The organism is Roseicyclus sp., assembly GCF_018402035.1.
In the GTDB taxonomy this organism is placed as follows: domain Bacteria; phylum Pseudomonadota; class Alphaproteobacteria; order Rhodobacterales; family Rhodobacteraceae; genus Roseicyclus.
In genome coordinates this window covers 1-19,943 of record NZ_JAGYJN010000015.1, presented here as the reverse complement: position 1 = coordinate 19,943, position 19,943 = coordinate 1, and the positions used below count along the sequence as shown (strand labels likewise).

Sequence of the window (19,943 nt, the reverse complement as noted above, 5' to 3'; positions counted from 1 at the left end):
GCCGGTGAACCAATCCTTGCCCAAGGCCAGCGTGACGGTCTCGGGGTGGGGCATGCCGGTCATGGTATCGCGGCAGATCGCGGGTTGGCGGGTCAGCACGGCATCGCGCGCACTGGCAGGGTCAGCGGCGGTGATGCGCGTGCCCGCGCCGTCGCTGTCCTGCGCGATGATGTCGAGCGTCAGATCGGGCAGGCCCAGACGGATGATCTGCATCTGCCCAGCCTCCAGCGTGACCGACCAGAAGGGTTCGTTGCCCCCACCCCTCCAGGCCAAGGCAACCGTTGGAAGCATCAGGGCGCAGATCAGGGTCAGGTGGCGAAACACGACAGCAGCCTCCGGGCAAGAAACGGGCAGAGCTTAGCCGATCTGCCCGCCCCCGTCAGCCCATCGCCCTGTCACATCATGCCTGTCAGGCCGCAGGCAAGCGCCGCTCCACGATCTCGGCCCACCACGAACAGCCCGCCGGGATCGCCTCATCGTTGAAGTTGTATTTGGGGTGGTGGACATTGGCGGTGTCGCCATTGCCGACAAGGATATAGGCACCGGGGCGCGCGTTCGACATGAAGGCGAAATCCTCGCCCCCCATGACGAGGGGTGCATCGGCGCAATCCCCCGAGACGGCGCGCGCGACGTCAGCGGCGAATTCCGTCTGCGCATCGGCATTGATCATCACCGGATAGCCGCGCCGGTAATCGACGCGCGCTGTGCCGCCGAATGTGGCGGCCGTGCCCTCGGCAATTGCCTTCAGCCGGTCCTCGGCCATGTCCTGAATGCCGGGGTCTAGCGTGCGCACCGTGCCCTTGAGATGCACGGTTTCGGGGATGACGTTATAGGCTTTCGATCCTGTCTCGAAGCTGGTGACCGAGACCACGACCTGTTTCACGGGGTCCGCGTTGCGGCTGGCGATGGTCTGCAGCGCCAGCACGATATGGGACGCGATCACCGTGGTGTCGAGCGTGTCATGCGGCTTGGCGGCATGACCACCGCAGCCTGTCACATAGATATCGAACTGGTCGGCGGCGGCAAAGAAGGGGCCAGACCGGATGGCGAATTGCCCGGTCGGCACGCCGGGCCAATTATGCATCCCGTAAACCTCGGCGATGTTCCAACGCTCCATCATGCCGTCATCGACCATCTCGCGGCCACCGCCGCCGCCCTCCTCGGCGGGCTGAAAGATCACCGCGACCGTGCCGTCGAAATTGCGCGTCTCGGCCAGATACTTGGCCGCACCCAGCAGCATCGCCGTATGCCCGTCATGGCCGCAGGCATGCATCGCGCCGGGGGTTTTGGAGGCGTAATCGAGCCCCGTCTCCTCGTGGATCGGCAGCGCGTCCATATCGGCGCGCAGGCCGATGGTGCGGCCCGATGAATTGGCCTTGCCCTTGATGATCCCCACAACGCCCGTGCGCCCCAGCCCCGTGACCACCTCGTCGCAGCCGAATTCGCGCAGCTTGTCTGCCACGACCGCACTGGTGCGGTGCGTCTCGAACAAGATCTCGGGGTTTTCGTGCAGGTCGCGCCGCCATGCGGTGATTTCGGGCAGCAGTTCGGCGAAACGGTTCTTGACGGGCATCTTGGGCTCTCCTTGTCAGTATCAGGCGGTCGGCAATCGTCGCTCGACCAGTTCGGCGAAGAAGCTGCATCCAAAGGGGATCGCCTCGTCGTCGAACACGTATTTCGGGTGGTGGCACATCGCGCTGTCGCCATTGCCCATGAAGACATAGGCGCCGGGGACACGCTCCAGCATATAGCTGAAATCCTCGGACGGCATGATCGGGTCGGCGTCGTCGATCACATCGCGGGCCACGGCGCGGGCGGCATCGACGGCGCGCGCGGCCCCGTCTGGATCATTGACCGTGACGGGATAGCCGGGGTGCCAGATGACCTTGGCCTGTGCGCCAAAGGCCGCGGCCGTGTGTTCGGCCACCTGCCGGATGCGCGCCTCGGCAAGCTGTCGGTATTCGGGGTCGAGGGTGCGGACCGTCCCCTCCATCCTTGCCTCGTCGGGGATGATGTTCGAGGCGGCGCTGTCGGTCGAAAACGTGCCAACAGTCAGAACGACGCGCTTCAACGGATCGACATTGCGCGAGACGATGGAATGCAACGCGATCAGCAGATGCGCGGCCACCAGCGTCGTGTCGATGGCGCGGTGGGGTTCTGCGGCATGGCCGCCCTTGCCCGTCACGACAATCTCGAACTCGTCGGAGCTGGCCTGCAGCGGGCCGGGGCGGGTCACGAAGGTGCCAATGGGAATGCCCGGCGCATTGTGGATGCCGTAAACCTCGTTCACCGGGAAACGCTCGAACAGGCCATCATCGATCATCGCCTTGGCCCCTGCCCCCCCTTCTTCGGCGGGTTGGAAGATCAAGACCACGGTGCCGTCGAAATTGCGTGTCTCGGCCAGATACTTGGCCGCGCCCAGCAGCATCGCGGTATGCCCGTCATGGCCGCAGGCGTGCATCTTGCCCGCCACCTTTGAGGCATAGGGTAGCCCCGTCGCCTCTTGGATCGGCAGCGCGTCCATATCGGCGCGCAGCCCGATGGCGCGCACCGACGCGCCCCGCCCCCGGATGATGCCGACGACGCCGGTTTGGCCGACACCCTCCACCACCTCGTCCACGCCAAACTCACGCAGGCGGTCGGCGACAAAGGCAGCGGTTTCCCGCACCTCGTAAAGCAGTTCGGGGTTCTCGTGCAGATGGTGCCGCCACCCCGTGATCTCGGGCAGCATTTCGGCAAAGCGGTTCTTGATCGGCATGGTCGTTCCTTCAGACCGCGGGCATGCGGCGTTCGATCAACTCGGCGAAGAAAGAACAGCCATAGGGGATCGCGGCATCGTTGAAGTCATATTCGGGGTGATGCACCTTTTTCGTGTCGCCATTGCCGATATGGACAAAGGCGCCGGGGCGGGCTTGCAGCATATAGCTGAAATCCTCGGCGCCCATGCGTGGCGGGCGGCCCCAACGCACGCGACCTTGGCCTGCCACGGCCTCGGCCACCTGTGCCGCGAGGCGGGCGTTCTCGTCATGGTTCACCGTCACGGGGTAGCCGCGGTTGTAGGTCACCTCCGCCGTGCAGCCATGCGCCTCGGCAGTGGCTGTGACGATCTGCTTGATCCGCGCCTCGGCCAGATCGCGGACCTTTTCGTCGAGTGTACGCACGGTTCCGGCCAAAGTCACGGTATCATCGATCACATTGGTTGCCGCCGATTCCGTCTGCATCACGCAGATGGAGACGACCACGGATTGGATCGGATCGACACTGCGGCTGGCGACCGTTTGCAGCGCCATGACCGTGGCGCAGGCCGCTGGCACCGGGTCGATCACGTTATGGGGCTGGGCCGCATGGCCGCCGCGCCCGCGCACCACAACGCGCAACTCATCCGCCGCCGCCATGATCGGGCCCGGCGCCACGCCGAATTCCCCCACAGGCAGGCCCGGCTCATTGTGCATGCCGTAAACCTCGCGGACGCCCCAACGATCCATCACACCATCCTCGATCATGGCAAGCGCACCTGCACCGCCTTCTTCCGCCGGTTGAAAGATCAAGACCACCGTGCCGTCGAAATTGCGTGTCTCGGCCAGATACTTGGCCGCCCCAAGCAGCATCGCGGTATGCCCATCATGGCCGCAGGCATGCATCTTGCCCAGTGTCTTGCTGGCATGAGGCAGCCCGGTTTTCTCCGACATCGGCAGCGCGTCCATATCGGCGCGCAGCCCGATGGCGGCCCCTTTGGTGTCGGACCGTCCCCGGATCAAGCCGACCACACCCGACCGCCCGATACCTGTGACCACCTCATCACAACCGAAATCGCGCAAGCGGTCAGCCACCAGCGCGCTAGTGCGCGGCAGATCATAAAGGATTTCCGGGTTCTCATGCAGATCGCGTCGCCAAGCGGTGATCTCGTCATGGAGTTCGGCCAAGCGGTTCTTGACGGGCATCGCGCTATCCTTCGGCAAGCATGTCGAGCAGCCGCGCCATGAAGCCCTGACCCTTGGTCAGCTGTTCGACATACATGTATTCATTGGGCTGGTGGGCCTGTGCGATATTGCCCGGCCCGCAGATGATGGCGGAATAGCCAGCGGCTTGGAACTGGCCCGCCTCGGTGCCGTAGCTGACGACCGATGTGCCATTCTCGCCGGTGAGCCGCCGGATCAACGCCTCGGCCATTCCATCTTGCTCGGCGCGAAGGCCCGGCACATCCCAGCGCGGCGTGGCGGTGATGCCTGCCTCGGGGCGAACGGCCTTCATGCCGGCGGCGATTTTGTCGATCTCGGCAATCATGCGGTCGTACCACTCGGCATTGGGTTCTTGCGGGATGCAGCGCGCGGTCAGCACAAAGGTGCAATCCTTGGCCGTGATGTTATGCGCCGTGCCGCCTTGGATCATGCCGACATGCAGCGTGGTATAGGGCGGGTCGTAATCGCAGGCCGGGTCAGCCTTGGCCGCGTTTTCAGCGTTCACGCGGTTGGCCCAGTCAATGAGCTTGGCCGCCTCCATGATGGCCGAGACGCCGGTATAGGCGATGGAGGAATGCACCTCGAAGCCGTGGAAATGCAGATCGATGCCGACACCACCTTTGTGGCCATTGACGATGCCCCATTCGGTCGGCTCACCGATGATGGCAAGTGCTGCCTTGGGCATATGGGCCTGCATCGCGTCGATCATCGGCGGCGCGCCGGTGCAGCCGATTTCCTCATCGCGGGAGAGGCAAAGCTGAAGCGGTCGCTTCACGCCGCGCCGCTGCGCCTCGACCAAAGCCCAGATCGCCAGCGCGTCAAAGCCTTTCATATCGCAGGTGCCGCGTCCGAAAAGCTTGCCGTCTTTTTCTACAACGCTGAAAGGGTCCGTCACCCATGCCTGCCCGTCGACAGGCACGACATCGGTATGGCCCGACAAGATGACACCGCCCGCAATCTCGGGCCCGGCATGGGCATATAGGCTCGCTTTTTGCCCGGTCGGGTCATAGTCGCGGTGGCTCGCGATGCCGTTATCGGCCAGATAGCCCTCGACCCAATCGACCAGCGCAAGGTTGCTGTCGCGGCTGACCGTGGGAAAGGAAACGAGCTTGTCCAACAAGGCCCGTGGGCTCAGGACATCTGCCATGCTGTGCGCTCCGGCTATGTGTGTGCCCAAGCCTGTGCCAGCAGTGACGCGTCGTCAAGCCCGCGCAGAGCAATCTGCTCAAAGGATAGGCAGTTGCACTCTACAGATGCACAGACAGGCAGATTGCGGCTTGTGACATAAAAAATTCATGTTAGCGTTCCCAACACGCAGCCACCCAAGCATCGACAAGAGGTGGCGCATCAACAGGTTGGGGAGCATCTGCCGATGCGCGATGGGGTCACCCCCTTTGTCCTTGATGTCAAGGACTTGAAGACCGTTTTTCGCACCCGCGGTGGCGAGGTGCATGCGGTCAACAATGTGAGCTTCACGCTCAAACCCGGCGAGTTGCTGGGCGTGGTGGGTGAGTCTGGATCGGGCAAATCCGTGACGATGATGTCGCTCATCCGCCTTTTGCCAATGCCACCAGCAGAGATCCGGGGCGGCAGCGTGATGTTCGAAGGGCAAGACCTAGCCCGCATCCCCGAAGAGATGATGCGCGCGATCCGTGGCGCAAGGATCGGGATGGTGTTCCAAGATCCGATGACCTCGCTCAACCCCGTCTTCACCGTGGGCTACCAGATCATTGAGCCGTTGCGCACCCATATGGGGCTGAGCAAGGCGCAGGCCGCGACGCGCGCGGCAGAATTGCTTGATCTGGTGGGCATACCCGATGCGCGCCGCCGACTGGGCGATTACCCGCATCAGTTTTCGGGCGGCATGCGCCAGCGCGTGATGATTGCGATTGCCTTGGCTTGCGATCCCAAGGTGCTGATCGCCGATGAGCCGACAACCGCGCTTGATGTCACCATTCAGGCGCAGATCCTCGAACTGATCAAGGAACTGCGCCAGAAGCTTGGGATGGCGATTGTCTGGATCACCCATGACCTGGGCGTGATCGCGGGTATCGCGGACCGGGTGATGGTGATGTATGGCGGCCAAGTGGTCGAACAGGCACCTGTGCGCGAATTATTCGCCAATCCGCAGCATCCCTATACACGCATGCTTTTGGAAACCGTGCCGCATATCCGTGGCGAGCGGGCCGCGAAACTGCGGGTGATCCAAGGTCAGCCGCCGATCTTGTCGCGCGCGCCTGACAGCTGCCCCTTCCTCGCGCGCTGCCCACAGGCATTCGATCGCTGCGCGCATGAGAACCCCGCGCGCTTCGATGTCGGACCCGCGCATGACGCGGCCTGTTTTTGGGATTTCAAGACGGGGGCCAAGCGCGATGTTTGACACAAGCGGCGCGAAAAAGCTGGTCGAGGTGCGTGATCTTACGATGCATTTCCCGATCCGCACGGGATTGTTGCGTCGCCTGACTGGGTCGGTCAAAGCCGTGGATGGTGTCAGCTTCGACATCTACGAGGGCGAGACACTGGGGCTGGTGGGCGAGTCTGGCTGCGGGAAATCGACCTGTGGGCGGGCGATCTTGCGGCTTTACGACCCTACCGCCGGTTCGATCCGGCTGGAGGGTGAGGAAATCGCCCACGCCCCCTTCGACAAGCTGCGCCGCCTTCGCCCCAAGATGCAGATGGTGTTCCAAGACCCGCAAGCCAGCCTCAACCCCCGTATGACAGTGGCGGGCATCATCGGTGAGCCGTTGATGGAGCATACAAAGCTCAACGCCGCCAAGCGGTTAGAGCGCATCTATGAATTGATGGATGCGGTGGGCCTGAACCGCGAGTTCGCCAACCGTTACCCGCACGAGTTTTCGGGCGGTCAGCGCCAACGCATCGGCATTGCGCGCGCGCTTGCGCTCAACCCCAAATTCATCGTCTGCGACGAACCCATCGCGGCTCTTGATGTGTCGATCCAGGCGCAGGTGGTCAATCTTTTAGAAGAACTGCAAGACCGGCTTGGCCTGACCTATCTGTTCATTTCCCATGACCTCAGCATGGTGCGCCATATCGCCGACAGGGTCGCGGTGATGTATCTGGGCCGCGTGGTCGAACTGGCCCCGCGCGATGCGCTTTTTGCTGATCCCATGCACCCCTATACTACGGCGCTTTTGTCGGCGGTCCCCGAACCGGACCCGGCCAGCCATGACGACGCAGAGCGCATCATCTTGCAAGGCGATGTGCCAAGCCCCGCCAACCCGCCCAAAGGCTGCAATTTCTGCACCCGCTGCCCGCGCGTGATGGAGATTTGCCGCCAGATCGACCCCGTGATCCGCGAGATCGCGCCGGGCCGCCATGTGGCCTGCCATCTCTATGCCGAAGACACCCACAAGACCGCAGCCCATGCGGCCCAACCCACCGAGGTCTGAGCGACCAACAAGGAGAGAGAGAAACATGAAACGATATTCACTTCTGCTCGGTGCGACGGCACTGGCGCTTGTGCCAGCCGCGGCGATGGCCGAGCGCGGCTCTTCGGGGCATCTGAACATCATCTACTGGCAAGCGCCCTCGACGCTGAACCCGTATCTGTCGGGCGGCACCAAGGAAGTCGAAAGCTCCTCGCTGATCCTCGAGTCGATGGCCCGTTTCGACGAAACCGGCATGATGGTGCCGTGGCTCGCTGAAAGCATCCCGACGGTCGATAATGGCGGCGTTTCGGCCGATCTGACATCGATCACATGGACCATCGCCGATGGCGTGACATGGTCGGACGGCAGCGCGCTGACATCGGCCGATTTCGTCTTCACATGGACCTACTGCACCCATCCCGAAGGCGGCTGCGCACAGGCCGGCTATTTCGACGGCGTGACCTCGGTCGATGCCGTGGATGCGCGCACCGTGCGGGTGAATTTCGCCGAATCCACCCCCTTTCCCTACACCGCCTTTGTCGGCTCCGAGAGCCCGGTGATCCAAGCCGCGCAATTCGCCGAATGCCTTGGCGCACGCGCGCCTGAATGTACGGATGCGAATTTCGGACCCATCGGCACCGGCCCCTTCAAGGTCGATGAATTCCGCCCCAACGACGTGATCGAGTTGTCGGCCAACCCGAATTTCCGTTTCCCCGACCGGCCCTATTTCGCAACCGTGACCTTCAAGGGCGGCGGCGATGCGACTTCGGCGGCGCGCTCGGTCTGTGAAACAGGCGAGTTCGATTACGCATGGAACCTGCAAATGGATCCGACCATCCTTGCGGGCATGGCCGCGCAGGGCCGTTGCGCGATCGAGGTCTCGTTCGGTACCTCGGTCGAGCGAATCCACCTCAACCAGACCAACCCTGACCCGGCGCTGGGCGATGCCCGCGCGACCGTCGAAGGTGGGCCGCATCCCTTCCTCACCGATCCAATCGTCGGCCAAGCGCTGTCGATGGCCATCGACCGGCCATTGCTGACCGAAATCGGTTATGGTGCCGGTGGTCAGCCCACCTGTAACGTGCTGCCCGCACCGGCGCTTTACGCCTCGACCGCCAATGATGCTTGCCTCGTGCAAGATATCCCCGGCGCAATCGCATTGCTTGATGGGGCCGGTATCGTCGACAGCAATGGTGACGGTATCCGTGAGTATAATGGCGTGCCGATGCGCGTACTGTTCCAAACTTCGACCAACGCGGTGCGCCAAGACGCGCAGGCGCTGATCAAGCAATGGTGGGAAGAAATCGGCGTTGAAACCGAGTTGCGTAACATCGACGCTTCGGTCTTCTTCGGTGGCGATCCGGCTTCCCCGGATACCTTCCAGAAGTTCTATGCCGATGTCGAGATGTACACCAACAACTTCGCCGGTGTGGACCCGCAGGCCTATATGGCAAGCTGGCTGTGTGGTGACATGCCCCGGCCCCAAAGCCAGTGGCAGGGTTCCAACACCCACCGCTTCTGCGATCCGGCCTATGACGCGCTTGTCGCCGAAATGGTCCGCACCGCCGATCTGAACGAGCGTGGCCGCCTCGCGCGCGAGATGAACGATATGCTCGTGCGCTACTCGATCATCCCGCTTATCCACCGTGGCGGCGTGTCGGCCCGTGCCGCCACCTTGGAAGGCCACCGCATGTCCGATTGGGACAGCGAATTGTGGAACATCATGGATTGGCGCCGCACCCAGTAATGGCGTGACATGACAACGGCCCGCGCCGCCCTTTGTGGCGCGGGCCAATACTTGCCCCGAAACTCCTGACCCGAGGCGTTGGCCCTATGCTGACCTATACGATCCGGCGATTGATCCTTGCGATCCCGACGCTTCTGTTCATCAGTTTCGTGATATTTCTGATTGTGAAGCTATCCCCCTCTGACCCGACGGCGGGCCTGCCGCTGACAATCCCGCCCGAAGTGCGCGAGCAGATCCGCGAAAGCCTTGGTGTGAACGATCCGGTCTTTGTACAGTATTTCAAATGGCTCAAGCTGATGGTCTGGGACGAGCCGCTGCATTTCATCGAAGGAACAACTGGCTGGCAGGTCGCCCCCGACGGGCCGCGCATCATCTCTTATCAGACCCGCAGCCCAGTGATGGATCTGATCGCCCAGCGCATGCCACAGACGCTATGGGTGGTCGGCACATCCTATATCGTGGGCATCTTGATCGCGCTGCCCTTGGGGATCATCTCGGCCTATAAGCAATATTCGGTCTTCGATCAGGTCGGAACTTTCATCTCGATGGTGGGCTTTTCGGTGCCGACTTTTTTCACCGGTGTGCTGTTCATCGTGATTTTCGCCGTCAACCTTGGCTGGTTCCCGAGCGTCTACAACACCACCCATGTGGTGACCGACTGGGACAGCTTTGTTGTGCAACTCAAACAGATCATCATGCCAGTGATGGTTTTGGGCCTTTATAATGCCAGCCAGATCAGCCGCTATTTGCGCGCCTCTATGCTCGACAATCTCAACCAAGATTATGTCCGCACCGCGCGCGCCAAGGGGCTGACCGAAAAGATCGTCGTGCTGGTGCATGTGCTCAAGAACTCGATGATCCCGGTCGTCACTGTCATCGCGCTGAATGTGCCGGCGGTCTTTGGCGGCGCGATTATCACCGAGCAAGTCTTCAAGGTGAATGGCATCGGCCAGCTTTTGATTATCGCGATCCAAAGCGGCGATGTGCCGGTGGTGCAAACGGTGAGCTTTATCTTTGCCGTGCTGATCGTCTTGTTCAGCCTGATTGCCGATATCCTTTACGGCGTGCTCGATCCGAGGATTCGTTATGACTGAGACCGCAGATCGCACAGAACCGGCCCCGGCACTCGAGGCTTACCGACCACCACGCAACCAGTGGTGGGATGTCTGGGACCAGTTCAAGACGCATAAGGGCGCGCTCTTTGGCTTGGGCTTTTTCGTCTTTACGCTGCTGTTCGTCTTTGTCGGTCCACTGATCTGGACCTTGGATGCGCAATATATCGACATTCGCGCGCGCAACGCAGGCCCCAGCCTTTCCCATCCGATGGGCACCGACCAACTCGGCCGCGATACCATGGCGCGCATGATGGCCGGTGGCCAGACATCCATTGCGGTGGGGCTGACGGCAATGGCGCTGGCGCTGATACTCGGCACGCTGGTGGGGGTGCTTGCGGGCTATTTCAGGCGGCTCGATGGGTTGCTGATGCGCACCACAGACCTGTTTTTGGCAATGCCGCTTTTGCCGCTTTTGTTGGTCACGATCATGCTGTTTCGCGATCCTTTGCGCGCAAATTTCGGGCCAGAAGGGGGTATCTTCGTGCTGATCGTGTTCATGATCGGCGTGACATCTTGGATGCAGACCGCGCGCGTTGTCCGCGCCGAGGTCTTGGCGCTGAAGGAACGTGAATTCGTGCTGGCCGCGCGCTCCATCGGGACGCCCAGCCACCGGATGATCACCCGCCATTTGTTGCCCAATGTGATGTCGCCCATCATGGTCTCGGCCACGCTGGGCATTGCCAACGCCATCATCACCGAAAGCGCGCTGTCATTCCTTGGCCTTGGGTTTCCATCGGATTTCCCGACATGGGGGCGGCTCTTGTTTGATGCCACCGACTGGCTGACGCAGAACCCCGAGCGGGTGATTTGGCCGGGCATGGCCATCTCGCTCACCGTTTTGTCGGTCAACTATATTGGTGACGGATTGCGCGACGCCCTCGACCCGCGCATCCGGGGACGCTAGGAGAGAGGAAATCTCGAGATTTCCCGTGCGAAAAACCCGGGTTTTTCGCACGGGAAAACCTTGGGTTTTCCGGCCACTTCGCCGCAATCATCCAAAAGGCCCGACCCCATGCCCTGGCTCTATCTTTTTTTCGCCATTACGGGCGAGATCATCGGCACGACCGCGCTTAAGGCGTCTGATGGGTTTACCCGGCTTGCGCCAAGCCTTATGGCAATCATGGGTTACGGGGTGGCATTTTATTTTCTAGCCCTCGTACTGCGCAGCATCCCGCTTGGTATCACCTATGCGATCTGGTCGGGCGTGGGCGTTGCCGCCGTCACGCTGATCGGGTGGTGGCTTTACGGCCAAAGGCTTGATTGGGCGGCCTTGGTGGGTATCGGGCTGATCGTGGCGGGGGTGCTGGTGCTCAACCTGTGGTCGGGTGCCGTACAGTGACGCGACGCCGTTACAAAGCTGTGGCTTGATGCGGTGCTCGATGGCACTAGCCTTTTTGCCAATGCGTTGATTGACAGTGACCCCATGACCGGTGTCCTGAGCGTAAATGGAACCGACTATTCCGTCGATCTGCCCGATGATGTGCCGCTTTTGTGGGTCTTGCGCGATGCGCTTGGCCTGACGGGCACGAAATACGGCTGCGGCGTTGCGGCCTGCGGGGCTTGCACCGTGCATATCGATAGCCAAGCGGTGCGGTCGTGCCAAGTGGCACTGGCCGATTTCTCGGGCGCTGTGACCACGATCGAAGGGTTGGGCACGCCTGGTGCGCTGCATGCCTTGCAACAGGCATGGGTCGACCATCAGGTCGCGCAATGCGGCTACTGCCAATCGGGCCAGATCATGCAGGCCGCCGATCTTTTGGCCGTGTCCCCTGCGCCCAGCGATGCTGAGATCGATGCGGCGATGGCGGGCAATTTGTGCCGCTGCGGCACCTATCCGCGCATCCGCGCAGCAGTCCATACCGCCGCGCGCGCCTTGCGGGAGGCGTGAGAGATGGCCAATTGGGGTAAGATCGCGCGGCGTACATTCCTGATCGGCGCGACCGCCGTCGCCGGGGGAGTGGCCTTTGGCGTCTGGCAATACCGCCGTGACCTGCCAAATCCGCTGAAACCGGGCGAAGGCGCGGTCACGTTGAACCCTTGGATCATTATCGACCAGACCGGCGTCACGCTGATCGCTGCCCGCGCCGAGATGGGGCAAGGTGTTTACACAACCCTGCCCGCGCTCGTCGCCGAGGAATTGGATGTGGCTTGGGACCAGATCCGTGTCATCCACGGCCCTGCGGCACAAGCCTATTACAACTCCGGGCTGATGAGCCATGCGCTACCTACCACTGACTATAACCGCACAGCGTGGCAGGAGGTGATGGTAGAGGCGATGGGCGTGCTGTCCAAGATGATCGGGCTACAGGTCACGGGTGGGTCGACCTCGACGCTTGATGCCTATGACAAGCTGCGCCAAGCAGGCGCCACCGCGCGCGAAGTTCTGAAACAGGCCGCAGCCCAGCGTTTGGGCGTGGCGGCAGGGACGCTTGATATCCGCGATGGTCGCGTGATCGCGCCGGGGGGCATCGAACTCAGCTATAAGGAGTTGGCGCAAGAGGCCGCCTTGATCACCCCGCCGCGCAGCGTCGAATTGCGCCCAGCATCGCAGTGGAAATATCTGGGCCGCGCCATGCCGCGCCTTGATATGGTGGAAAAGGTCACGGGAACCGCCCAATTCGGAATCGATGTCCGCCTGCCCGGCATGATGTTTGCGACCGTGCGGATGAGCCCGCATCTGGGTGGTACGATGACCGCGTTCGATCCGACCGATGCGCTGGCGATGCCGGGCGTCGTGCGGGTGACCGACCTTGGCACCGGGATTGGCGTGGTTGCGACGAACACATGGCTTACCATGCGCGCGGCCGAGGCTGTGGCGATCGAATGGGGCCCCGCCCCCTACCCTGACAGTGGTCAAGACATGCTTGGCGTGATCCGCGCCGCCCTTGATACGCCCGCCGATTCCACCCTGCGCGATGATGGCGATGCCGATATGGAACGCGATATCACAGATACAGAGATTACAGCCGAATACACCGTGCCCTGGCTTGCCCATGCCACGATGGAGCCGATGAGTGCGGCGGCCCATTTCACCGGCGACAGCTTGGAGATCTGGACCGGAAGCCAAGCCCCGGTTTCGCCGAAGCCAAAGCCGCCGAGGCCGTGGGCCTCGACCCCGATCAGGTCACTTGCCATGTCACCTATCTGGGTGGTGGTTTTGGGCGGCGCGGAGAGACTGACTTTGTCGTGCTGGCCGCCCAGTTCGCACAGGCCGTGGCGGGCACACCCGTGCAGGTCACATGGTCGCGTGAAGAAGATATGCGCCATGATTTTTACCGCCCTGCCGCCGTTGCGCGCATGCGTGGCGTGGTGCGTGCGGGCAAGGCCCTGACCTTGGACGGGCGGATCGCCGCCCCATCGGTTACGCGGCAATCCATGGCGCGCATGACCGGAAGCCCACCGCCCGGCCCCGACAAAGGCCATGTGGAGGGGATGTTCAACCAACCCTATGCCATCCCCAATTATCGCGTGACCGGGCATCTGGCAGATCTTGCCGTGCCGATCGGCGTTTGGCGCTCGGTCGGCAATTCCTTCAACGGGTTTTTCATGGAAAGCTTTGTTGACGAAATGGCAATTGCCGCAGGCCGCGATCCCTTGGCCTTCCGTCTGGAATTGGCCGCGGCTGAACATGGCCCCAGCGCCGGGGTCTTGCGCACTGTCGCCGAGATGTCAGGCTGGGACAGCCCCCGCGCGCCCGGTACGGGACTGGGCGTGGCGATGACCCATTCCTTTCGCACCCCTACAACCGTGGTGATCGAAGTGGCCGAGCGCAATGGCGCGATTGCGCTGACGCGGGCTTGGATGGCCTGCGATGTCGGCACGGCACTCGACCCCGCGATTATCGAGGCGCAGATGGTGGGCGGTTTAGTTTACGGCCTGTCGGCTGCGATGATGGAAGAGATCAGCTTTGCCGGTGGCGTGGTCGAACAGGGCAATTTCACCGATTACGACGCGCTGCGCCAACACCAGATGCCCGAGGTCGCGGTGCGCATCCTCGAGACGTCGGGCCATATCGGTGGTGTGGGTGAGCCCGGCACACCGCCTGCAGCACCCGCCTTGGCCAATGCGATCTTTGATATGACGGGGCAGCGTATTCGCGATCTGCCGCTCAACAAACACCTGCGCTTTGTGGGCTAGGGCCACCTATTGCAGGCTGTCCGCGCAATAGATGGCGGCGGCACGCACACGGTCGGTCATGAAGAAATGATCGGGGTTTTGCGGGCGCAGCTCGGCCATCAACAGCGTTGCGGCCTCATCCAATCGTTGGGCCATCGCAAGCTGGGTCGCTGGATCGCTGGCCGTGGCGCAGGTGGAGAAATCAACCATCGCGGCATGATAGCGCGCCACGCTGGGGTCAATTGGGGCCGCGCGCCACGGGTTCAAAAAACCGAAATACGCGCAGCCCGAAAGCATGAATGGGGCCAACATGGCCAGCACCAAGTGACGCGACACAAGAACAAACCCTTACATGCGGCTGAGTTTCGACTGTAACTCGGCCAGTTGACGCTTGATTTCATCCAACTCGTCACCCTTTGCGGGCGCGGCCCCCTCTTCATCGGTGGGGGCTGACCATTGCGCACCAAGCCCGCCGGTCATCGCCTTGATGAACGCTTCTTGCTGGGCGCGCATCGCCTCGAAGCCGGGCATTTTGGCGATGGGGTTGATGGCGGTCATATTCTCCATCATCTTCGATTGCCCCTGCTTGAGCATCTCGAAACTCATCGACAGAAAATCCGGCACCACAGTCGAGGCTTGGGTCGAGTAGCTGCGCACCAGATCGTTGAGAACCGCGATGGGCAAAACGGTTTCACCACGGCTTTCATGCTCGGCGATGATTTGCAGCAGGTATTGCCGGGTCAGGTCGTCGCCAGATTTCAGATCGACAATCTTGACCTCGCGGCCCGCGCGGATGAAACCCGCGATATCCTCGAGCGTCACATAGTCGGATGTTTCGGTATTATAGAGCCTTCGGCTCGCATATCGCTTGATCAGAAGCGGTGCGCTTGTATCGGCCATGGGCCTGCTCTCCCTTCCTGCGGTGCAGAAGATTAAGCCTACGCGGCTTTGCGGGAAATGCAAATTTATTGTGCAGTAGCAGAAACGCGAAGGGCAGACCAAGAGGGTCTGCCCTTCTGATGTTCATGCCGGCGGGGAGGACGCCTGCACGAATACCTGTGCCGTCAGGCGTTGCTCACTTTGCAGCGGCAGCAGCGGCTTTCTTGGCGGCAGTCGTCACTTCGGCAGTCGCCTTTTTGACGGCAGCGGTTGCTTCTTCGCTGGCTTCCTTGCCGGCAGCCATCATCAGCTCGACGGTTTCCATCTGCACCTTCTTGGCAACTTCTGCGAAGGCGGCCATGGTTTCAGCGGCCATTTCGGCCTGTGCGGATGCGAAATCGGTCACCGACTTGGTGTAGTCGGTCGCCTCTGCCTTGACGGCGGAAACATCAGCCAGCTTGGCGATAACGTCCTTGGTGAACTTGGACGAGATGTCGGTCGACTTCTCAGCAGCGTCGAGCATCACCTTCGACATCTTTTCGCCCATTGCGGCGGAGGTCTTGAAGGCATCGGTCATTGCCGACATGTCCATCGGGTAGGCGGACATCATGTCGGACATCATCTTTGTGAAATCGGTTGTTTTAGCGGCCATTGGTCTTCTCCGGGATGGGCCCCGGTGCAGCGGGGCTGTGTTCTGCATGTGCGGAATATATGCATGCTGCGGTGCAGCAAGTCAAGATTATTCTGCACTGCAGCATCAAGATCCGAGATTTTGACGATGGATCAGCCGGTTACATTTTCCCTGACATAGCGGCCCGGTGCGGGATCGGTGGCGGGGTATGATTCGTTGCCCAAGGCGCGCGCCGGCACTTTCTTGCCTGCCCGCTTTGACAACCACGCCTCCCAATGCGGCCACCACGATCCTTCGTGATAGGTCGCGGCCTCTTTCCAGGCATCGGGGGTGCCGATCGGCTCTGGCCCGCGCCAGTGGCCGTATTTCTTCTTGGCGGGCGGATTGACGATGCCCGCGATATGGCCCGACTCCGACAAGATAAAGGTTTTGTCCTTCGATCCCATCTGCACGATCCCGCGAAAGCTGTCTTTCCACGCGGCGATATGGTCGGTCTCACAGGCGATGGCGCAGATCGGCAGGCGCACATCCGAGACATGCAGCCGTTCGTTCATCAAGGCGAACCCGTCAGTGGCAAAGCCGTTGTCCTGACACAGGCCGCGCAAATACTGCACCGTCATCTTGCCGGGCAGGTTCGTGCTGTCGCCGTTCCAGAACAGCAGGTCAAAGGCCGGCGGCGGTTCGCCCAGCATGTAGCTGCGCACGGCGGGGCCATAGACCAGATCCTTGGCGCGCAGATAGGAGAAGGTCTTGGACATGTAATGGCTGTCCAAATACCCCTCGGCCTCCACCTGGCGCTCGATGGCATCGACGAAATCACTATCAAGGAAGGGCGTAAACTCGCCCTGATCGCTGAAATCGGTCAGCGTGGTAAAGAAGGTGGCCGATTTCACCCGCGCTTGCCCCCGCTTGGCCTTGAGCGCGAGGGTGAGCGCCAAGGTCGTGCCCGCCACGCAATAGCCCACGGCATTAACCTGATCTTGGCCCGTCACGGCGCAGGCGACATAGATCGCCTTAAGGTAGCCATCTTCGATGTAGGTCTCAAAGCCTGTCTCGGCATAGCTGGCATCGGGGTTTTTCCAGCTGACCACGAAAAGCGTATAGCCCTGATCGACGATCCATTGGATGAGCGAGTTTTGCGGCTTGAGATCGAGAATGTAGAATTTGTTGATCCATGGCGGAAAGATCACCAAGGGCGTCTCGCGCACCTTTTCGGTGGTGGCCGCATATTGGATGAGCTCGAACATCTGGTTGCGAAACACCACAGCACCCTTGGCCGTGGCCAAATTCTCGCCGACGTGAAAGGCCGTCGGGTCGGCCAGTACCGGCAAAATCTCACCATGGCGCGCTTCAAGATCGCGCACGAGGTTTTCAAGCCCCTTCACGAGGCTTTCGCCATCGGTCTGAACGGCTTTTTCCAAGGCATCGGGATTGGTGGCCAGATAATTGGTCGGCGCGAAAAGATCGATGATTTGGCCCGCGAAGAACTCGATCTTCTTTTTGTCGCGGGGGCTGAGCCCCTCGAGCTCTGCAACAGCGCTGCGCATCGCCTCGGCGGAGATCATATATTGCGTCTTGATCGTGTGGAAAAACGGATGCGTCTGCCACAGCGGGTTGGAAAAGCGCTTGTCTTGCGGCTGTGCCTCGGTGGCGGGCAAGGCGAAATGACCCTGCGACAGTTCCTTTTGCAATTCCATGTACTGCGTCAGGGTTTGCGACCAATAGCTGACTTGGCGCTCCATCAGCTTGGCGGGGTTGGTCAGCGCCTCTTGCCAGATCGCCATGCCGGTCTTGAGCATCAGATCTTGCCCCGGCCCTTCAAGCCCCGCATCGCCGGGCTTGCGCGCACTGAGTGCGGCGACCAGGCGTTTGGAAAGCGCTTCCATCCGCGCAAGGTTCTGGTTGAGACGTTCAAGGCTCTCGCCGGTATCCCGCTCTTCGGTTTCGTCGCGTGCCACCTTGATTTCGCCCTCTTAATGGTTCAATTAATCCTAGCGGTGCCAAGGTGAGGTGGCAAAGCGACGAATTGATCCGGGGCCGTGCGATCGCTACGGATCTTCAGGCAGGAGACGTCGATGCGATACATGCTCACCTATGACCTCATGGAATCTATTCGTGTGACCAACCAATGGATGGGGTCAACCGCACGCGCCATGTGTTCTTACCCACAATTGGGGCTTTTCGCCAATCCTTGGATCAAAATGACGGCTGCATGGGGCGAAGTGGCCGAGCGCAGCTTTGCACGCATGGCGATCAAGCCCGATTGGGGGATCCACTCGATCCCCGCCGATGATGGGCGCGACCACACGATCACGGTCGAGCCTGTGCGCGAATTGCCCTTTGGCGATCTGATCCGCTTCAACGTGCATGGCCGCGCGCCGACAGGGCGCAAGGTGCTGTTGGTGGCACCGATGTCGGGCCATTACGCGACATTGTTGCGCTCGACAGTGTTCAGCTTGCTGCCCGATTGCGATGTCTTTGTCACCGACTGGCACAATGCGCGCGATATCCCGGTTAGCGCGGGCAAGTTCGATATCGAGGATTACACCCTCTATCTTGTTGATTTCCTGCGGGTGATGGGCCCCGATACCCATGTCATCGCGGTCTGTCAGCCGGCCCCCTTGGCCTTGGCGGCCACGGCCTATCTGGCCGAAGAAGACCCCGAGGCGCAGCCGCGTTCGCTGACCTTGATCGGCGGGCCGATCAACCCCGACGCTGCCGCGACCGATGTCACCGATTTCGGCCGCCGCGTGACGATGGGCCAGTTGGAACGCAGCGTAATCCAGCGCGTCGGCTTCAAATATGCCGGTGCGGGCCGGTCGGTCTATCCGGGGCTGCAGCAGCTCTCATCCTTCATGGCGATGAACGCGGAAAAGCACACAACCGCCTTTGCCGAGCAGATCATGCGCGTCGCCAAGGGCGAAGCGGGCGATCACGACAAGCACAACAAATTCTACGACGAATACCTTGCCGTGATGGATATGACGGCCGAATTCTACCTCTCGACGGTCGAGCGCATCTTCAAGGGACTTGAGATCGCCGAGAACCGCTTTTCAGTGGCGGGCAAGATGGTGGATATCGGCAAGATCACCACCGTCGCGGTCAAGACCGTCGAAGGTGGCAAAGACGATATCTCGGCCCCCGGCCAATGTGTTGCCGCGCTTGATCTTTGCACAGGCCTGCCTGCGCATCTTAAGGCATCTTATCTGGAGCCCGAGGCAGGGCATTACGGGATTTTCGCGGGCAAAAGCTGGCGCAATCGCATCCGGCCCTTGGTGCTGGCTTTCATCGACGCCCATTCCGCAGGTGCAAAGCCAGCGGTGCGCGCGGTCAAGTAGGCGCAAGCGCCCCGGCCTTTGGGCCGGGGTCAAAAGCGCCATGTCAGCGAAAGCCGTAAGGCGCTGCTATCGATCGTAAAGTCACCTTGGTGGTCAAGCTGCACCATCGCGCTGCTTGGCCCCGACATGGTCAAAGCCGTCATTGCAGCCGCGCTATCGGTGCTGACATGCAAGCGCTCGAACAACAGCGACAGACCCCATGTCATGTGTGCCGAAAGCGCTTGATTGATCCCCAAAACGATATGGCCACCGCGCGCCAAATCATCGACGACAAAGGGTGTGCTGGCGCGCAGTACGGATGCGCCCGTGGTGGTCGCACTTGCCACTTCGACCAAGGCGCGGCTGGTATTCACCTCAGCCGCTGACAGCCCCAGACCCACGGAAATCGCGATACCCGGCGCAATCGCATGCCCCAGCCGCGCGCGCAGGCGATAGACCGGCCCCAATGTGCCGATGAGATTGGTCCGCGCACAAATTTGCCCCAAGCCGCATGATCCACCCGATGTCATCGGCTGCGATCCCAGCTGCGCCTCGAATTCCGCTGCAAAGCGGAGCGATTCGTGCAGGCGGCCATAGCCCAGCGCGACAAAGCCCACATCACTGCGCCATAGTCCTTGGCGGGCGGTGCAAAACTTTGGTGTGATTGCCGCCAAAGGCTTACCCACCCATAGTGCCCACTGGTGACAAGATCCCGCAGGGGATCGCATCCAAGAAGGGGGCGGTTGATGGCAAAGGCAAAGGACCAGTGGCGCGAGATCTTGGAAGTCAC

The 19,943-nt window shown here is 61.4% G+C and carries 18 protein-coding genes and 2 pseudogenes; 10 read left to right on the top strand and 10 right to left on the bottom strand.

Annotated features, from left to right (window positions below; translation table 11 throughout):
* The 5 genes and pseudogenes from KG698_RS13780 to argE form a co-directional block, all read right to left on the bottom strand.
* Positions 1-291: pseudogene (locus KG698_RS13780) on the bottom strand (hypothetical protein); the annotation flags it as partial.
* Positions 292-409: 118 nt separating this feature from the next.
* Positions 410-1,573, bottom strand: a complete 1,164-nt coding sequence (locus tag KG698_RS13775) for a M20 aminoacylase family protein (protein WP_213686146.1) — start codon at positions 1,571-1,573, stop codon at positions 410-412.
* Between the two features lie 21 nt (positions 1,574-1,594).
* On the bottom strand, positions 1,595-2,758 hold the full coding sequence (locus KG698_RS13770) for a M20 aminoacylase family protein (protein ID WP_213686145.1): 1,164 nt from the start codon (positions 2,756-2,758) through the stop codon (positions 1,595-1,597).
* A gap of 10 nt (positions 2,759-2,768) precedes the next feature.
* Complete coding sequence (locus KG698_RS13765; protein ID WP_213686144.1) at positions 2,769-3,941, bottom strand: M20 aminoacylase family protein; 1,173 nt, start codon at positions 3,939-3,941, stop codon at positions 2,769-2,771.
* 4 nt (positions 3,942-3,945) lie between these two features.
* The gene (gene argE, locus KG698_RS13760) at positions 3,946-5,106 is read right to left on the bottom strand and encodes an acetylornithine deacetylase (protein ID WP_213686143.1); all 1,161 of its coding nucleotides are present in this window, start codon (positions 5,104-5,106) and stop codon (positions 3,946-3,948) included.
* A 225-nt stretch (positions 5,107-5,331) separates the two neighbouring features.
* Between argE and KG698_RS13755 the strand changes: the two genes are divergently transcribed.
* The 9 genes and pseudogenes from KG698_RS13755 to KG698_RS15930 all read left to right on the top strand — a co-directional run bounded on the left by KG698_RS13755 (position 5,332) and on the right by KG698_RS15930 (position 14,347).
* Positions 5,332-6,339, top strand: a complete 1,008-nt coding sequence (locus KG698_RS13755) for an ABC transporter ATP-binding protein (protein WP_213686148.1) — start codon at positions 5,332-5,334, stop codon at positions 6,337-6,339.
* On the top strand, positions 6,332-7,369 hold the full coding sequence (locus KG698_RS13750) for an ABC transporter ATP-binding protein (RefSeq protein ID WP_213686142.1): 1,038 nt from the start codon (positions 6,332-6,334) through the stop codon (positions 7,367-7,369). The genes KG698_RS13755 and KG698_RS13750 overlap by 8 nt, the downstream gene beginning before the upstream one ends.
* 25 nt (positions 7,370-7,394) lie before the next feature.
* On the top strand, positions 7,395-9,095 hold the full coding sequence (locus KG698_RS13745) for a peptide ABC transporter substrate-binding protein (RefSeq protein WP_213686141.1): 1,701 nt from the start codon (positions 7,395-7,397) through the stop codon (positions 9,093-9,095).
* Positions 9,096-9,181: 86 nt separating this feature from the next.
* On the top strand, positions 9,182-10,189 hold the full coding sequence (locus KG698_RS13740) for an ABC transporter permease (RefSeq protein WP_213686140.1): 1,008 nt from the start codon (positions 9,182-9,184) through the stop codon (positions 10,187-10,189).
* Positions 10,182-11,114 carry an ABC transporter permease gene (locus tag KG698_RS13735; protein ID WP_213686139.1) on the top strand — a complete coding sequence of 311 codons (933 nt, stop codon included), beginning with the start codon at positions 10,182-10,184 and terminating at the stop codon, positions 11,112-11,114. Before KG698_RS13740 ends, KG698_RS13735 begins: the two co-directional genes overlap by 8 nt.
* Positions 11,115-11,222: 108 nt before the next feature.
* Positions 11,223-11,549, top strand: coding sequence for a multidrug efflux SMR transporter (locus tag KG698_RS13730; protein WP_213686138.1), 327 nt, complete (start codon positions 11,223-11,225; stop codon positions 11,547-11,549).
* 84 nt (positions 11,550-11,633) lie between these two features.
* On the top strand, positions 11,634-12,098 hold the full coding sequence (locus tag KG698_RS13725) for a (2Fe-2S)-binding protein (protein ID WP_213686137.1): 465 nt from the start codon (positions 11,634-11,636) through the stop codon (positions 12,096-12,098).
* Between the two features lie 3 nt (positions 12,099-12,101).
* Positions 12,102-12,410, top strand: a pseudogene (locus KG698_RS15935) (molybdopterin cofactor-binding domain-containing protein); the annotation flags it as partial.
* A gap of 902 nt (positions 12,411-13,312) precedes the next feature.
* A complete protein-coding gene (locus KG698_RS15930) occupies positions 13,313-14,347 on the top strand; it encodes a molybdopterin cofactor-binding domain-containing protein (protein WP_367114117.1) in 1,035 nt (344 codons plus the stop codon).
* A 6-nt stretch (positions 14,348-14,353) separates the two neighbouring features.
* Here KG698_RS15930 and KG698_RS13715 read toward each other — a convergent pair whose 3' ends face one another.
* The 4 genes from KG698_RS13715 to phaC form a co-directional block, all read right to left on the bottom strand.
* Complete coding sequence (locus KG698_RS13715; protein ID WP_213686136.1) at positions 14,354-14,662, bottom strand: hypothetical protein; 309 nt, start codon at positions 14,660-14,662, stop codon at positions 14,354-14,356.
* Between the two features lie 12 nt (positions 14,663-14,674).
* The gene (gene phaR / locus KG698_RS13710; protein ID WP_213686135.1) at positions 14,675-15,226 is read right to left on the bottom strand and encodes a polyhydroxyalkanoate synthesis repressor PhaR; all 552 of its coding nucleotides are present in this window, start codon (positions 15,224-15,226) and stop codon (positions 14,675-14,677) included.
* 175 nt (positions 15,227-15,401) lie between these two features.
* Positions 15,402-15,857 (bottom strand): Phasin, encoded by a 456-nt coding sequence (locus KG698_RS13705; RefSeq protein ID WP_213686134.1) that lies wholly within the window; start codon positions 15,855-15,857, stop codon positions 15,402-15,404.
* 131 nt (positions 15,858-15,988) lie between these two features.
* A complete protein-coding gene (phaC, locus tag KG698_RS13700) occupies positions 15,989-17,794 on the bottom strand; it encodes a class I poly(R)-hydroxyalkanoic acid synthase (protein WP_367114116.1) in 1,806 nt (601 codons plus the stop codon).
* A 117-nt stretch (positions 17,795-17,911) separates the two neighbouring features.
* Here phaC and phaZ point away from each other — a divergent pair, with 117 nt between their 5' ends.
* The gene (gene phaZ / locus KG698_RS13695; protein ID WP_213686133.1) at positions 17,912-19,174 is read left to right on the top strand and encodes a polyhydroxyalkanoate depolymerase; all 1,263 of its coding nucleotides are present in this window, start codon (positions 17,912-17,914) and stop codon (positions 19,172-19,174) included.
* 29 nt (positions 19,175-19,203) lie between these two features.
* Here the strand turns inward: phaZ and KG698_RS13690 are convergent, their stop codons facing one another.
* Positions 19,204-19,839, bottom strand: a complete 636-nt coding sequence (locus KG698_RS13690; protein ID WP_213686132.1) for a hypothetical protein — start codon at positions 19,837-19,839, stop codon at positions 19,204-19,206.
* Between the last annotated feature and the right edge of the window lie 104 nt (positions 19,840-19,943).

What these genes read in the sequence shown, in the direction of transcription:
- KG698_RS13775 (WP_213686146.1), bottom strand. Translation starts at nt 1,573, where the DNA reads ATGCCCGTCAAGAACCGTTTCGCCGAACTGCTGCCCGAAATCACCGCA.
- KG698_RS13770 (WP_213686145.1), bottom strand. Translation starts at nt 2,758, where the DNA reads ATGCCGATCAAGAACCGCTTTGCCGAAATGCTGCCCGAGATCACGGGG.
- KG698_RS13765 (WP_213686144.1), bottom strand. Translation starts at nt 3,941, where the DNA reads ATGCCCGTCAAGAACCGCTTGGCCGAACTCCATGACGAGATCACCGCT.
- argE (WP_213686143.1), bottom strand. Translation starts at nt 5,106, where the DNA reads ATGGCAGATGTCCTGAGCCCACGGGCCTTGTTGGACAAGCTCGTTTCC.
- KG698_RS13755 (WP_213686148.1), top strand. Translation starts at nt 5,332, where the DNA reads ATGCGCGATGGGGTCACCCCCTTTGTCCTTGATGTCAAGGACTTGAAG.
- KG698_RS13750 (WP_213686142.1), top strand. Translation starts at nt 6,332, where the DNA reads ATGTTTGACACAAGCGGCGCGAAAAAGCTGGTCGAGGTGCGTGATCTT.
- KG698_RS13745 (WP_213686141.1), top strand. Translation starts at nt 7,395, where the DNA reads ATGAAACGATATTCACTTCTGCTCGGTGCGACGGCACTGGCGCTTGTG.
- KG698_RS13740 (WP_213686140.1), top strand. Translation starts at nt 9,182, where the DNA reads ATGCTGACCTATACGATCCGGCGATTGATCCTTGCGATCCCGACGCTT.
- KG698_RS13735 (WP_213686139.1), top strand. Translation starts at nt 10,182, where the DNA reads ATGACTGAGACCGCAGATCGCACAGAACCGGCCCCGGCACTCGAGGCT.
- KG698_RS13730 (WP_213686138.1), top strand. Translation starts at nt 11,223, where the DNA reads ATGCCCTGGCTCTATCTTTTTTTCGCCATTACGGGCGAGATCATCGGC.
- KG698_RS13725 (WP_213686137.1), top strand. Translation starts at nt 11,634, where the DNA reads ATGACCGGTGTCCTGAGCGTAAATGGAACCGACTATTCCGTCGATCTG.
- phaR (WP_213686135.1), bottom strand. Translation starts at nt 15,226, where the DNA reads ATGGCCGATACAAGCGCACCGCTTCTGATCAAGCGATATGCGAGCCGA.
- KG698_RS13705 (WP_213686134.1), bottom strand. Translation starts at nt 15,857, where the DNA reads ATGGCCGCTAAAACAACCGATTTCACAAAGATGATGTCCGACATGATG.
- phaZ (WP_213686133.1), top strand. Translation starts at nt 17,912, where the DNA reads ATGCGATACATGCTCACCTATGACCTCATGGAATCTATTCGTGTGACC.